The following is a 13,691-nucleotide window of genomic DNA, read 5'->3' on the forward strand; positions in this document are numbered from 1 at the left end:
CTTTTCTTTCTAAGTGCAAAGATATACTTTCTGAACTAATATTTTATATCAACAAATAAAAGAAACACTTTCTAATTTTGTTATGATTTTTAGACATAACAATTATAAAAAGTGTTTCTTAATTATTTACTTTTAAAATTTTACAGCTTTTTTCCTTATTAATTTGTTACCTTACTTTCCCATGATGTAGCCGTTTCCATCAACACTTCATTTAATTCTTCAATATTTTTCTTCCCTGTTTCTTGTAACCAATCACGACTTACTTGTTCTCCATTGCTAGCAAAAGGTAATACCCCCTCTTTCCATGTTGCTCGTCCGCATAAAACTCCATTGAAAGTTGACCCTGCTTCTTTGGCAAATATTAACGTTCTTTGGAATAGTTTTGCACTAACTCCAGCACTTAAGAAAATAAATGGCAATTTCGTTGCTTCACTTTGTTCTTTAAAGTATGCAGATGCTTCTTCTTTACTATAAACAGATTTTTCTTCGGTATACCCTTCGACAAAATTCATATTAACTGGAACTTCAACTTTCAATACATCCACATTATATTGTACCTTAGAAAATTCTTTCATAGCTTCGATAACTTTATGGGGTTTTAATTTAGCGTATTCTTCACTTTTTACGTTATCATTTTCTGCATCATATGTGACAATTTCTAAGAAGAAAGGTATATCTTCAGCCACACATTCAGATCCTATTCGCTCCATAAAAACATGTTTATATTCATTGATCTTTTGATCTTCGTCTACATCATAATATAATAAAAACTTAATCGCATCTGCTCCAACTTTCTTTAGTCGCTTTACAGACCATTCTGGTAGTAAGTCTGGCAAACGTCCAGGCTCAGTTGCATCATAACCTGTTTTTTCATAGGCTAATAATAAACCGGCTTCCTTATCACGTACTTTTGCAGCTGGCAATCCATATTCCGGATCTAGAAGAATAGAGGTTGCAAAAGGAGTTAATTCTTCAGAAACTAGTTTTTTGAAGTGAATAATGCCTTCATCCCCAATTTCTTTGGTGCTATTGTCAGCGATCATTTTTTTTAAAGATCCACGCTGATCAATAGCTAATGCGCCAATTACTCCATGGTCATTTGATAAACGTTTTAAAGCTTCTTTTTTGCTTTTTGTTAACTTCATTGTCTCTTTACCCCATTTTCATTTTATTTTGTAATATATTTCGTTAATATAGTGTCTATTTCTGAATCACTCTTTGCTTCTTTTAGTAAGTTCTTTACTTCTTCTTTCATTAATAATCTTGCCACTTTTGAAAGTAGCTGCAAGTGTGTGCTGCCTTTTTCTTCTTCAGGAATCAATAATGAAATTACAAAATCTATTTTCTTTCCATCCATAGAATTCCATTCGACACCTTCTGTTAACTTAAAAATAATCAGTGCTGGTGCTTTAATTGTATTGCTCTTAGCATGTGGAATAGCAAAGCCATCCATCATTCCTGTTGTACCCTCATCTTCACGATTATTTAAGGCTTCTAACAAAAGATTACTATCTTCTGCATAACCTCTATCAACTGCTTCACGTGAAATTAAGTTAAAAACATCTTCTTTACTATTTGCAGAAATACCTACTAAAATAGATTTTTGAATATCCAATCCCATTCTGTTTCGCCTCAATTCATTTATTTTTTCTTTTCTACTGTTGGTTGTGATTTTTCCATACTATATTTACGAATCATTCCTAAAACAACCCCGCCGATAATTGATCCTATGAGTATTGCAACTACCCATAGTAAACCATTCGTTACTACTGGTAAAACTAAGAAACCACCATGTGGAGCGGGTACTTGTACTTTAAACATATACGTTAGGATTGCTGCTATAGAAGAACCTAACATCAAAGTAGGAATTACGCGTAATGGGTCTTTAGCAGCAAATGGAATAGCACCTTCTGTAATATGTGTTGAACCTAATATAAAGTTAACTAAACCTGAATTACGTTCTTCCTTATCATAGTATTTCCCGAAGAACAATACGGAAAAACCAGTGATTAGAGGAGGTGCCATGCATGCTGCTGAAACACCAGCCATAAAATATGAATTTCCTTGTGCTAATAACGCAGTACCTGTGACGTATGCAGCTTTATTAATAGGGCCTCCCATATCAAATGCTGACATACTGCCTACAATCAACCCTAATAAAATTGGGTTAGAATTTTGAAAACCTGCTAAAAAGTCCATCATTCCGACATTAACCGCTTCCATTGGTTGGGAAATCGCAACCATTAGCAAACCTGTAACGAATACCCCAATAACTGGATATAAGAAAATTGCTTTTAATCCATCTAGAGATTTCGGCATTCCTTTTAGTACTCTACTTAATAGCAAAATAGTATATCCTGCTATAAACCCTGATACAATTCCACCTAAAAAACCTGTCCCTCCATTGTTAGCCACTAAACCTCCAACAAATCCGACAACCAAACCTGGTCTTTGAGCAATACTTTCAGCAATATAAGCAGAAAGTATTGGTACCATTAAGCCCATAGCCAAACCACCAATTTGGTTTAAGGTAGCTGCAAATTCATTGTATTGTGCGTTTGTTGGATCTGCTGAAAAAATCCCCCATAAAAAAGAAATAGCAACAAGAACCCCACCACTAACTACGAAAGGTAACATGTGTGAAACACCATTCATTAAATGTCTATAGATCAAACGGCCGATACTTGTTTTGTCATTTTCTCTTTCATTATTTGAGTTATTGACTTTCTCATTACTTTGACTTGTAACAGTTCTAAGTTTCCCTTTACCATTAATTGCATCTTGAATTAAATTATCAGCATCTTTAATTCCTTTACTTACTGAAACGTCAATAATTCTTTTCCCTTCAAATCTCTCAGCGTGTACGTCTTTATCTGCAGCAATGATTACTGCATCAGCGTCTTTAATTTCTTGGGTAGTTAATGTGTTTTCAACTCCTATTTGTCCATGAGTTTCGACCTTAATTTGAACTCCAGCTTTTTTTGCTGCTTGTTCTAGAGCTTCTTGCGCCATGTAAGTATGAGCAATTCCTGTTGGACAGCCAGTTGCTGCAATGATATTAAATTTTGACATAATTATATTCTCCTATTCTATAATTAGTTTTTTTACATTCATTTGTTTTTTTAATTCTTCAACATCAGAATAATCTGTTAAGCCAGGTGAAAAAGCTGTAGAACTTCCAGCAGCAACTGCTTCTTTAAGAGCTTCTTCTAATTTAAGCTCTTTTTTTAATGATCCTATAAATGTTCCTAACAATGTATCTCCTGAACAAGCTGTATTTATAACTTTGCCTTTAGGAGCATTTACATATAAGCTTTCTTCTTTAGTAAAAAGTAAACATCCCTCTTCACCTAGAGAGAGAAGAACTATCTCAGCACCCATTTCTACTAACTTCTTCCCATAATAACTTAGTTCTTCATCAGTTAAATTTTCTTTTTCAAACCACTTTGCTAACTCTTCATTATTGGGTTTAATACAATAAGGATTATATTTCAAACTATCTAGCACTACTTTCGAACTTGTATCAAGAACTAACTTAAATTTATTTTCTTTAGACAGTTTAGCAATTTCTATTATAACCTCGTCAGTTACTCCTCTTGGATTACTTCCAGAAACAAATAAAATGTCTTCTTCACTTAATAGGTTAATTTTGTTAAGTAATTCATCAACTTGTTCTAGTTTTATTAAAGGGCCTCTATTGACTAATTTGTACTCTGTATTTTTTGACTCAACATGAGTAAACACATTTATTCGAGTCGTTCCCTCTACATGAACAAATTCTGTTTTAATTCCCTTTTTTTCTAATTCTTCCTCAATAAATGTTCCTGTAAATCCTCCGCTAAAACCAAGAGCAACATTTTCAATACCTAACATTTTTAAAACAAATGAAATGTTTACTCCTTTTCCATTTGGTTGTATATCTTCTTCTGAAGTTCTATTAACTATTAGCGGATCATAATTATTTGTTGATACAAATAAATCTATAGCAGGATTCATCGTGCAAGTGTAAATCATCTAATCCCTTCTTTCATTTTTTTCTTATATCCTCTATAATTTAATTATGTCATAAAAAACAATGTAAAGGTTTTCAGCTTTAACTTTATTTATCAAAATAGCAAGAAAAGTTTTCCAACTTTTTGAAAGAAGGTGCCCTCTTAATGACCATTTCATATTTACAAAAAAATGAGAATAAAGAAGTCCATTTTAGTAGTTCAGAGTACTTTTTATTAGAATATATAGAAAAAAATTTAGATGATATGCCAGAAATAACTATAGTTAAATTAAGCGAATTAGCAAATGTTTCAACATCTACTATAGTTAGAACTATGAAAAAAATAGGTTATGATGGTTTTACTTCTTTTAAACATCATTTGAAAAATGAACAAGAGTATAATCCAAAGTTTGCCATTATTGACCAAGTAGACAAAAAAATTCGTGAAGCTATAATGAAAAATGAACAAGAAGTAACTAGAACCATACAAATGTTAGATAGTGGTACCATTGAAGATGCTATTCAAAATATAAAAGCTTCTGATAAAATCACTATTTTTGCACGTGGATTTTCTGAACTTATAGCTAAAGAAATGATGATTAAGTTTCAGCTTATGGGAAAATATTGCGAACTTCATGATGATCCGAACATCATAAAAAGTATCAGTAAAAAAATTGATAATAACAGTATTGTTATATTTGTATCATTAAATGGTGAAACACCTGAGCTAGTTGAAGCAGCAAATAATTGTAATCAGCATAGTATTAAAACTATTACGTTTACTGCAAATTCACAAAGCTCTCTGGCTAAATTATCTGAAATTACTTTCATCGGGTTTAAATCTTCTTTTTCTTATTTTCCTGATTACGAAGTTCGATCCAGACTTCCACTACAAATCATGACTCGGATTTTATTAGATTCGTACGCAATAAGAACACAATGACAAAAACTGAAGCTACTACTTCACTTATCATTTAGACAGAATAAAAAATACCACATTGAGAATTATCAATGTGGTATTTTTTCGATATCAAATCCTACTATTTTCAGAGTGTTAGACTGCTAAAGGTTAACGCCTATTTCTTATGAAATTGTGTTAATCTCAATTAATTCACCTGATAAGCCTACTTTTATCCCCTGCTCTATTTTATCTTGTCTTGATTCATGAACCATTTGAAACTTATTTGTTTTTATAATTTGATTGTTTTTACTCTTGAAGTTAGCATCTAAAGATTCATTTGACCCTTTTATTAGAATGACAATCACTTTGAATCCACTCTCAAAAACTTTACAAGGACTATAGTGAAGTGTTGTACCGTACATTTCAATTATACTTCCTGCAGGAACATAGAAAGCCTTAGCATCTTCTTGAGCGTTAAAATAACCATTAACTATTTGGTTTCTTTTTCCTAAAATCATAATGACATCCGTTAAAATTAAATTAATTTCACTTCCTTGATGAAATTCAAAAGCTGAAAAAGAAGTATTCTGCCCTGAACATTCGCCTGCTTCAATAGGTAATCCAGCATAAATATCTGCTTCTATTTCTTTTACAACTTCAAAATTTTCCAAATTAGGATTAGAAGGACTATAACTATTTCCTACTTTTGGGATTTCTATATTTTCTTTTGCATAATTTTGAATATCTGCCAAATCATACCCTGTAAGAACATTTCCGAACGCATTAAATTTGGGATCTGTTATATCATATATGTCATATTTTTTATTTTCCATACGAATTTTATCAATCGTTTCCATACTTCTACCCCTTTAGAAAAATATTTTAAAAGACACAATTAAAGTTAATTGTGTCTTTTAATATTTATTGAATTCATTTCACTTTATCAAAATATGAAACAGCTGTCTCATTTAAGACAATATTTAGTTCTTCTATATTTTTTTTACCGACTGTATTCATCCATTCTTTACCAGCTTTTTCACCATTTTTAGCAAATACTTCAATTCCATTACTCCATGTTGCACGACCACATAATACTCCATTGAACTGTGAACCGGCTTCATGAGCTAGTTTCAAAGTATCTTGGAACATTTTAGCAGAAACTCCAGCACTTAGGAAAATAAATGGCAAATGTGTAGCTTCACTTTGTTCAACAAAATATTTTTTTGCTTCATCTTTGGTATAAACAACTGTATTACTTGAATTATATCCTTCAACGAATTCCATATTCACTGGTACTTCAACTTTTAATACATCAACTTTATATTGTGGTTTAGAAAATTCTTTCATCATGTCGTTTACTTTATGAGGTTTTACTTTAGCATATTCTGCACTTTTAGCATCACTATTAGTTGCATCATATGAAACCAATTCTAAGAAGAAAAGAATATCCTCTGCAGCACATTCTGATCCAAGACGTTCCATGTAGACATGTTTATAGTCATTAATTTTTTTATCTTCATCTACATCGTAATACAATAGGAATTTAATTGCATCTGCTCCAGCTTCTTTCAAACGTAGTACAGACCACTCTTCTAATAAGTCAGGTAAGCGTCCAGGTTCCGTAGCATCATAGCCTGTTTTTTCATATGCAACTAGTAAACCAGTACCATCTGCACGTACCTTAGAAGCTGGCAATCCATATTCTGGATCCAATAGAATAGAAGTAGCGAATGGTGTTAACTCAGAAGAAATTGCTTTCTTGAATTCGACGATATCTTCTTCATTTGCTGGTTTATTTGCTGCTGAAGCTAACATTTTTTTTAATGAACCACGTTGGTCAATTGCTAATGCCCCAATTACACCTTTTTCATTTGATAATTTTTTTAAACTTGCTAATTTATTTGGTGTCATAATAGTTCGCATCCTTTAGTTTATTTTTTTTATAAGTACTTTTTCATAATATTCAGTAAACAAGTTCGTATTAATAAATCCAGTTTGTTTTTCTATCGTATTCAACATACCTGTTGCCATACCAGTAGTCATTATTTCTATATCACTTGCTTTTTTTGAAATTGCGCTAGCTAATCCAGCAACTGTCGAATCACCTGATCCTACTGGATTGACTACATCAATTTTAGGAATCGTCAAACGATAACATTGTGTTCCATGCTTAACCAAAGCTCCATCCGCTCCTAAAGAAACTACAATCCATTCAACACCTGAAAACAATTGGTTATCAGTTAAAATTTGTTTTAAATGCGTTAAATCCTTTATTGGTTGTTGTATCAATTGAGCAATTTCTTCCTGATTAGGCTTAATCAAAAAGGGTTTTTTATCGCCAGTTAAGCTTGCTTTTAACGTTTCACCGGAACTATCAAGTAAAACAGGAATACCTTTAGACGAGGATATCTCAATCATTTGAGCATATAATCGTTTACTTAGCCCTTCAGGTAAACTTCCTGAGATGGTCACAACTGCTATGTTTTCTAATTGTTTTTCAAAATGTACTAAAAACTTAGTTTCATCGTTACTATTTAAAATCGGTCCTTTTTCTAATATCTCTGTTTGTTGCATGTCATCATGTAAAATTGCAATACAGTTTCGGGATTCTTGGTCGATGGCCATAAATTCATGCCTTATACCTGTTTCATCTAATTGTTTTTCAATGAATTCCCCAATTGTCCCGCCCAAAACACCAGAAGCAATTACTGGAGAATTTAGTTGGTGTAGTACTCGAGCAACATTTAACCCTTTTCCTCCAGCAGTTTTAGCAACATCATTCACCCGATTAACTGTATTTAAATGCAGTGTTTTTAATGGATAAGAGATATCTACCGATGGATTCATCGTAATTGCTAAAATTGATTTAACCATAAATACAACTCCTTTAAGTTAATCGTGGTAATATCCTTCATTCCATAAATCAAGTTCTTTTTTAAAGAAATCTGGATTGTCATGTTGTTCAGGATTCTTAGGAGCAATTGCATTAATTTTTTCAATCATCTTTTTATTTTCAGGAGTTTCCTTATATTCAGTATTTAGGAAAACGGAAACGATATCTTCAGCTAAAAACTTCCCAACTGTCGTCCCACCAAATCCAATAACATTAATATCTAATTCTTCTTTCATGTATCGTGTGATTGCTGCATTGCTAACTAATGCGGCACGAACACCATCGTTTTTATTAGCTGCTACTGTAATTCCAACACCTGTTCCACATAAAACGATCCCTCTATCGGCTTTTCCGTCACTAACTAGTTCTCCAACTCTCTTGCCAAAGATAGGATAATGCGTACGGCTTGTATCGTAAGCTCCAACGTCAATAACCTCATGCCCTTGTTCTTTTAAAAAATTAGAAATAGCAATTTTTACATCTGTTACAATATGATCGTTACCGATTGCAATAATCATCGTTTAATTCCTCCTCATTTAATTTAGTCCTTTATTAAATCATTTTTTCCAACATATCAACTCGGACTTGATGGCGACCGCCCGCATATTCAATATCTAAATATGAATCAACAATACTTTTAGCTAAAGCCGGTCCAACAATTCCTGAGCCAATAGCTATTGCTTTTGCTCCATTATGTTCTGTTGTCATATGTGCGGTTCTTTCTTCTGTAACATTAGCTGTAATCATGCCTTTTATTTTGTTACTTGCCATAAACGAACCTGCACCATATTCATCAAACATTAACCCACGGTCTGCTTTTCCTTCTAAAATAGCTTTTGAAACAGCTGTTGATGAATCTACAAAGTCTTCAGCTGGTTCTTCTGTTAAGTCTAAAACACTATACTGTTTGTCTTGTAAGTATTTCTTGATGGTTTCTTTCAACTCAAATCCCTTTTCATCTGAACCTAATGCGATTTTCATTTTTATTCTCTCCCTTTATTAATGATTATTTTTTTCGTCTGTCACTTTCACTTCAGTATATTGTTGATAATGTGCTAATATTTCATCTGTTACTAAATAATTTGTAATTAAATAGTCAATATCATACAGATTATAAAATTGATAAAAGTCATCTTTATTTAATTTATGGTAATCTGTCAATATATATTTAACTTGTGCATTATTTAAAGCAGTTTTTTGTGTTTGTCCTTCTTCTGTATCTGCAGTCATGATGCTCTCATTTTTTATTCCATTAACTCCGACAAAGGCTCTATTAAATTTCAACCTTCCAATTGTCTCATTCGTTAATCCCCCTACGAAAGCTCCAGAACGTTGTCGAAAGTTTCCACCAGTTAAAATGAGTTCAATGTGAGGCTTTTCTTTCTGGAACCTTTCGAATACCGGCAAACTATTAGTAACTACTCTTAGATGATTCACAGTGATATAGCTTGCTAATTGTTCTAAGGTTGTACCGGGTCCAATAAATATTGTTTCTCCATCTTGGATCTCCTTCGCTGCCATTTGAGCAATCATTCTTTTTTCTTCTATATGAAGTTCACGCTTTTCTACATGAGAAGCTTCATATAGAATGCCACTTTTAACACTCTGCGCTCCTCCGTGTAATCGGATAATTTTCCCACTACTCGCTAGTTCATCTAAATCCCTACGAACAGTCATATCCGATACATTTAATTTTTGAATTAAATCTGATATTTTTACAGTATCATGTTTATCCACTTCTTCTAGTATGGTTAATAATCGATTTCTTTTCATTTTCCTCACCTCTTTTTCATTATCTGAATTATAGTGCTTTTTTGTTTTTTTGTTTGTTTTTATTTTATATGAACATAATCTAACATTTAAAAAAACATTTGTCAACATTAATAGAGATAAAAGTTGTTAAATCAACTCATTTATCTATCTTATAAAAATTATCTACTATTAAACATTACCTATTTATCGTTCTTTTTTTTATTTAAAATCCTCTATCCATTTGTTTTACTTTGAATTATCAGAAAGAAAGCGTTGACTTTTTATTATATGGGGTTATACTATAGTCATAACAACATTAACAAACATTTTAAACCAATAACAAACAAGGAGGCCTGCTCAATGACAAATATATCTTCTGAGAAAAAAAATAAATTGTTTCTAACTGAGGGTATTTTTATATCTGAAAACGTAACTAGAGATAGTATATTCGCAGAAGTTGCTCAGCAACTAGTTGAATTAGGATTAGTAAAAGAGAATTTCTTAGACAATTTAATTGAGAGAGAAAATAATTTCCCTACAGGACTAGATTTATCTGTAGTGCATAGTTCTCTACCCAATATTGCCATTCCACATACTGAAGGAGAGTTTGTTAACACTCGATGTGTGATCCCAGTTAAACTAATGACACCGGTACCATTTAACAACATGATTAGCCCTTCAAAATCTTTAGATGCTAGCTTTTTATTTATGATTTTAAACAATGATCCCGAATCACAAACGAATATTTTGTCTGACATAATGGGGTTTTTAAGTACCACTGATTCTAAGGAACTCAACAAATTTTTCGATTATACAAAAAAAGAAGACATCTATAATTTTTTACAAAAAAATTTCTATTTAATTTAATAAAACGACTATCAATCTATTAAATATATTATAAGGAGGAAAATATAATGATTAAAATTTTAGCAGCATGTGGAGCAGGGGTTAATTCAAGTCATCAAATAAAAGATAGCATTGAAAGAGAAATGACAAACAGAGGGTACAGCGTTCAAGCTGATGCAGTGGTTGTTAAGGATATCAATGAAGAAATGATAGCTAAATATGATATTTTCACACCAATTTCTACCCCAGATTTAGGTTTTAAAATACCTATTCCAATTGTTGAAGCTGGTCCTATATTATATAGAATTCCAGCAATGGCCGTTCCAGTATTTGATGAATTAGAAAGAACTATTAAAGAAAACAATCTTTAACAAAAAATTATTTCAAAGGAGATACGATAAATGTTAGATGGTATTGTAAAATTTGCTAATATGATTTTCCAGCCTTTAATCAACTTAGGGTCTGCACCTATGATGATGATTCTTTTAACAATCTTTGCATTAGTTCTAGGCGTGAAATTTTCAAGAGCTCTTGAAGGTGGTATGAAACTTGCTATTGCTTTAACCGGTATGGGAATTGTCATTAATATTCTAACTTCCGCTTTTTCAGGAGCTTTACAAGATTTTGTTGCTAATACAGGTATTCAACTTTCTATTACCGATGTAGGTTGGGCACCCTTAGCAACAATCACTTGGGGTTCACCATATACTTTATTTTTCCTATTAATTTTAGTAGTTATTAATATGGTTATGCTAACTCTAAATAAAACAAAAACATTAGATGTAGATATATTCAACTTTTGGCATCCAGCGTTACTTGGTATCATTATTCTATATTTCTCTAATAACCTCTTCATTGCTACTGTATTTGTAGTTTTTATTGGAGTTCTAAAATTCATAAATTCAGATTTAATGAAACCTACTTTTAATGATTTACTGAATATGCCTGAAGAAAATCCTACAACAACAACTCATTTGAATTTTATGTTAAATCCAATTATTATGTTGTTTGATACAATTTTTGATAAGTTCTTCTATAAACTTGATAAGTATGATTTCAATGCTGCAGAATTAAATAAAAAAATTGGTTTTTGGGGTTCAAAATTCGCAATTGGTTCTTACTTAGGAGTATTTGTTGGTCTACTAGGGCAACAGTCAGTGACAGAAATATTCACACTAGCCTTTACAGGTGCTGTTTCTCTAGAGCTTTTCTCATTAGTTGGATCTTGGTTTATTTCAGCTGTAGAACCTATTTCTCAAGGTTTGACCAACTTTATGGCTAAACGTTACCCTGGTCGCAAGTTATTCATTGGTATTGATTGGCCATTCTTAGGTGCACGTGCCGAAATGTGGGCAACAGCCAATATCTTAGCACCTATCTTATTGATCATGTCTTTATTTTTACCAGGAAATTCTATTCTTCCACTTGCAGGTATTATTGCTATCGGATTAACTCCAGCTTTATTGGTTGTCTGTCGTGGTAAAATGTTAAGAATGATCATCATCGGAGTTTTCATGTTGCCAATCTTCTTATGGTCAGGTACTATGATTGCACCATTAATTACAGATACAGCACAAAGCGTTGGTGCTTTCCCAACAAGTTTAGATTCAACTCAAATGATTTCTCACTCAACAAAAGAAGGCCCAGTTGAAGGTATGCTTGCAATGGTAGTTGGAAAAGCTGTAAGTAACCCACAAGTTAACTCAGTTTTATTAGCTGGAGGATCAATGGTAGCTTATCTTCTATTATTCATATGGTATGCAGGTAAAATGAAAGTACGTAATAGAATTTACGCAGAAGAAAAAGATCCTAAAGTTTCAACTACTGCAGATAAAGCTAAATTACAAAAGCATAACTAATTAAGAGAATAGACAATAAATAGCCTTAACTTTAACAAAAGAATGAGTCCATATCCCATTTCAGGGGTATGGGCTCATTCTTTTGTTTATTTATTTTTATTACTTTGTATAATTAGATCATTGTATTTCTCAAACTGATTGCCATAAGAATAACTAAGCTTCCATTTTCTTCTTTAGATAAGAGGGACCACTATTTTGTGTAATCCGATTTTTGGAATTTGTAGATAAATGATCCAAGCTTCTTTTTTCCTTTTGAAATGGTCAGTATTTTCTTCATCCCTTAGTTATCATTTTTTGTATACTGATATGCCGTTTAAATAAGTTTCGTGCAAGTTCAATTGAGAATCTATCACTAAGAAATCTGCATCATATCCAGCCTGCAAACTGCCACAACAATCATCGATATGGCAACTTCTTGCTGGAACAACGGAAGCCATTCGAATAGCTTCTTCAACTGTAGCAATATCCCAATCACAGATATTTTTAACAGCATCAAGTAATTTCAAAATACTGCCGGCTAAACTTCCATTTCCTTTTAAACGAGCTGCACCATTTTTTACTTCAACTGAAAATTCCCCTAAGGTATAGTCTCCTTCGGGCATACCACCAGCTCTCATGCAATCAGTAACTAGAGCAACACACTCAGGAGTTTTAGCTTTTATCAAAACTTCTGCAGCTGCTGGATGGACATGGTGTCCATCACAAATCAACTCAGCTACTGTGTCTTTCGTAGTCATTGCTGCTCCAACCATTCCAGGTTCTCGATGGTTCAGGCCGCTCATTCCATTGTATGTGTGAACAAAGATTGAAGCACCCGAAGAAATCGCCCTTTTCGCTTGTTCATACGTTGCAGAACTATGCGCAAGAGCAACAGCAACACCTTCTTTGACAACACTTTCTGTAAATCCAACAGCTCCTTTTCTTTCTGGAGCAATGGCTATTTTCTTTATTAATCCTCTTGATAACTTTTGCCAATGATGAAAGGCATCTAAATTGGGATCGTGAAAGAACTGAGGATTTTGTGCTCCTTTATGCTCTTCTGTAAAGAAAGGACCCTCAAAGAAAATACCTCGAATTTTAGCCCCTTGTACTTCTTGATAGTGATTTCCTATCGTCTGACTCACTTGATTCAATGTTTCAACATCTGAAGTCAAAGTTGTGGGCAAAAACGAAGTCACTCCGCAACTCAATAAGCCTTTTGACATCACTTTAATGCCTTCAAAGTCATTGTCCATTACATCATGACCCATGAAGCCGTGGATATGCGTATCCACTAGCCCAGGAGCAATCCATTTGCCTGAGTAATCAAGAATAGTTTCATTTCCATCAGGTAATTCCTTAAAATAAGCTCCAAACTTTCCTTCCCTTATGGCTAAATACCCTTCATTTTCTATTCCGCTTGGTAAGAAAAACCGGCTCGCGCGTACATAATAGTTTTTCATTTTTTTC

General features: G+C 32.8%; 15 protein-coding genes. 4 read left to right on the forward strand and 11 right to left on the reverse strand.

Translation table 11 applies throughout. The annotated features are described in order from the left end of the window. Positions 1 to 158: 158 nt before the first annotated feature. From lacD (BLT48_RS07260) to pfkB, 4 genes are read right to left on the reverse strand one after another with little or no spacing between them, the layout of a single operon-like run. The gene (gene lacD, locus BLT48_RS07260) at positions 159 to 1,145 is read right to left on the reverse strand and encodes a tagatose-bisphosphate aldolase (protein ID WP_089976660.1); all 987 of its coding nucleotides are present in this window, start codon (positions 1,143 to 1,145) and stop codon (positions 159 to 161) included. A 23-nt stretch (positions 1,146 to 1,168) separates the two neighbouring features. Next, the gene (locus tag BLT48_RS07265) at positions 1,169 to 1,621 is read right to left on the reverse strand and encodes a PTS sugar transporter subunit IIA (protein ID WP_089976663.1); all 453 of its coding nucleotides are present in this window, start codon (positions 1,619 to 1,621) and stop codon (positions 1,169 to 1,171) included. A 20-nt stretch (positions 1,622 to 1,641) separates the two neighbouring features. Next, complete coding sequence (locus BLT48_RS07270; protein ID WP_089976667.1) at positions 1,642 to 3,072, reverse strand: PTS fructose transporter subunit IIC; 1,431 nt, start codon at positions 3,070 to 3,072, stop codon at positions 1,642 to 1,644. A gap of 12 nt (positions 3,073 to 3,084) precedes the next feature. After that, positions 3,085 to 4,014 (reverse strand): 1-phosphofructokinase, encoded by a 930-nt coding sequence (pfkB, locus tag BLT48_RS07275; protein ID WP_089976671.1) that lies wholly within the window; start codon positions 4,012 to 4,014, stop codon positions 3,085 to 3,087. A gap of 143 nt (positions 4,015 to 4,157) precedes the next feature. Between pfkB and BLT48_RS07280 the strand changes: the two genes are divergently transcribed. Further along, on the forward strand, positions 4,158 to 4,934 hold the full coding sequence (locus BLT48_RS07280) for a MurR/RpiR family transcriptional regulator (RefSeq protein ID WP_089976675.1): 777 nt from the start codon (positions 4,158 to 4,160) through the stop codon (positions 4,932 to 4,934). 140 nt (positions 4,935 to 5,074) lie between these two features. Here the strand turns inward: BLT48_RS07280 and BLT48_RS07285 are convergent, their stop codons facing one another. From BLT48_RS07285 to BLT48_RS07310, 6 genes are all read right to left on the reverse strand, one after another. Further along, a complete protein-coding gene (locus tag BLT48_RS07285; protein ID WP_089976678.1) occupies positions 5,075 to 5,749 on the reverse strand; it encodes a DUF4867 family protein in 675 nt (224 codons plus the stop codon). A gap of 73 nt (positions 5,750 to 5,822) precedes the next feature. Then, complete coding sequence (lacD, locus tag BLT48_RS07290; RefSeq protein WP_089976681.1) at positions 5,823 to 6,803, reverse strand: tagatose-bisphosphate aldolase; 981 nt, start codon at positions 6,801 to 6,803, stop codon at positions 5,823 to 5,825. Positions 6,804 to 6,818: 15 nt separating this feature from the next. Continuing rightward, entirely contained in the window at positions 6,819 to 7,766 is a 948-nt protein-coding gene (locus BLT48_RS07295; RefSeq protein ID WP_089976683.1) for a hexose kinase, read from the reverse strand. 18 nt (positions 7,767 to 7,784) lie between these two features. Further along, entirely contained in the window at positions 7,785 to 8,303 is a 519-nt protein-coding gene (gene lacB, locus BLT48_RS07300; RefSeq protein ID WP_089976687.1) for a galactose-6-phosphate isomerase subunit LacB, read from the reverse strand. A 34-nt stretch (positions 8,304 to 8,337) separates the two neighbouring features. Beyond that, entirely contained in the window at positions 8,338 to 8,766 is a 429-nt protein-coding gene (lacA, locus tag BLT48_RS07305) for a galactose-6-phosphate isomerase subunit LacA (RefSeq protein WP_089976691.1), read from the reverse strand. Between the two features lie 18 nt (positions 8,767 to 8,784). Then, complete coding sequence (locus BLT48_RS07310; protein WP_089976694.1) at positions 8,785 to 9,558, reverse strand: DeoR/GlpR family DNA-binding transcription regulator; 774 nt, start codon at positions 9,556 to 9,558, stop codon at positions 8,785 to 8,787. 339 nt (positions 9,559 to 9,897) lie between these two features. On the opposite strand from BLT48_RS07310, the gene BLT48_RS07315 reads away from it, so the two are divergent. The 3 genes from BLT48_RS07315 to BLT48_RS07325 are packed head-to-tail and all read left to right on the forward strand — an operon-like array spanning position 9,898 to position 12,242. After that, entirely contained in the window at positions 9,898 to 10,404 is a 507-nt protein-coding gene (locus BLT48_RS07315) for a PTS sugar transporter subunit IIA (RefSeq protein ID WP_089976697.1), read from the forward strand. A 47-nt stretch (positions 10,405 to 10,451) separates the two neighbouring features. Further along, complete coding sequence (locus BLT48_RS07320; protein WP_089976700.1) at positions 10,452 to 10,754, forward strand: PTS sugar transporter subunit IIB; 303 nt, start codon at positions 10,452 to 10,454, stop codon at positions 10,752 to 10,754. 30 nt (positions 10,755 to 10,784) lie between these two features. Next, entirely contained in the window at positions 10,785 to 12,242 is a 1,458-nt protein-coding gene (locus tag BLT48_RS07325) for a PTS galactitol transporter subunit IIC (RefSeq protein ID WP_089976703.1), read from the forward strand. 287 nt (positions 12,243 to 12,529) lie between these two features. Here the strand turns inward: BLT48_RS07325 and nagA are convergent, their stop codons facing one another. Continuing rightward, a complete protein-coding gene (gene nagA, locus BLT48_RS07330; RefSeq protein WP_089976706.1) occupies positions 12,530 to 13,684 on the reverse strand; it encodes an N-acetylglucosamine-6-phosphate deacetylase in 1,155 nt (384 codons plus the stop codon). Positions 13,685 to 13,691: the final 7 nt, after the last annotated feature.

Origin of the sequence: Carnobacterium viridans (assembly GCF_900102725.1) — a bacterium.
GTDB lineage: Bacteria > Bacillota > Bacilli > Lactobacillales > Carnobacteriaceae > Carnobacterium_B > Carnobacterium_B viridans.

Coding starts and splice junctions, on each gene's coding strand:
- lacD (WP_089976660.1), bottom strand. CDS start 1,145: ATGAAGTTAACAAAAAGCAAAAAAGAAGCTTTAAAACGTTTATCAAAT.
- BLT48_RS07265 (WP_089976663.1), bottom strand. CDS start 1,621: ATGGGATTGGATATTCAAAAATCTATTTTAGTAGGTATTTCTGCAAAT.
- BLT48_RS07270 (WP_089976667.1), bottom strand. CDS start 3,072: ATGTCAAAATTTAATATCATTGCAGCAACTGGCTGTCCAACAGGAATT.
- pfkB (WP_089976671.1), bottom strand. CDS start 4,014: ATGATTTACACTTGCACGATGAATCCTGCTATAGATTTATTTGTATCA.
- BLT48_RS07280 (WP_089976675.1), top strand. CDS start 4,158: ATGACCATTTCATATTTACAAAAAAATGAGAATAAAGAAGTCCATTTT.
- BLT48_RS07285 (WP_089976678.1), bottom strand. CDS start 5,749: ATGGAAACGATTGATAAAATTCGTATGGAAAATAAAAAATATGACATA.
- lacD (WP_089976681.1), bottom strand. CDS start 6,803: ATGACACCAAATAAATTAGCAAGTTTAAAAAAATTATCAAATGAAAAA.
- BLT48_RS07295 (WP_089976683.1), bottom strand. CDS start 7,766: ATGGTTAAATCAATTTTAGCAATTACGATGAATCCATCGGTAGATATC.
- lacB (WP_089976687.1), bottom strand. CDS start 8,303: ATGATTATTGCAATCGGTAACGATCATATTGTAACAGATGTAAAAATT.
- lacA (WP_089976691.1), bottom strand. CDS start 8,766: ATGAAAATCGCATTAGGTTCAGATGAAAAGGGATTTGAGTTGAAAGAA.
- BLT48_RS07310 (WP_089976694.1), bottom strand. CDS start 9,558: ATGAAAAGAAATCGATTATTAACCATACTAGAAGAAGTGGATAAACAT.
- BLT48_RS07315 (WP_089976697.1), top strand. CDS start 9,898: ATGACAAATATATCTTCTGAGAAAAAAAATAAATTGTTTCTAACTGAG.
- BLT48_RS07320 (WP_089976700.1), top strand. CDS start 10,452: ATGATTAAAATTTTAGCAGCATGTGGAGCAGGGGTTAATTCAAGTCAT.
- BLT48_RS07325 (WP_089976703.1), top strand. CDS start 10,785: ATGTTAGATGGTATTGTAAAATTTGCTAATATGATTTTCCAGCCTTTA.
- nagA (WP_089976706.1), bottom strand. CDS start 13,684: ATGAAAAACTATTATGTACGCGCGAGCCGGTTTTTCTTACCAAGCGGA.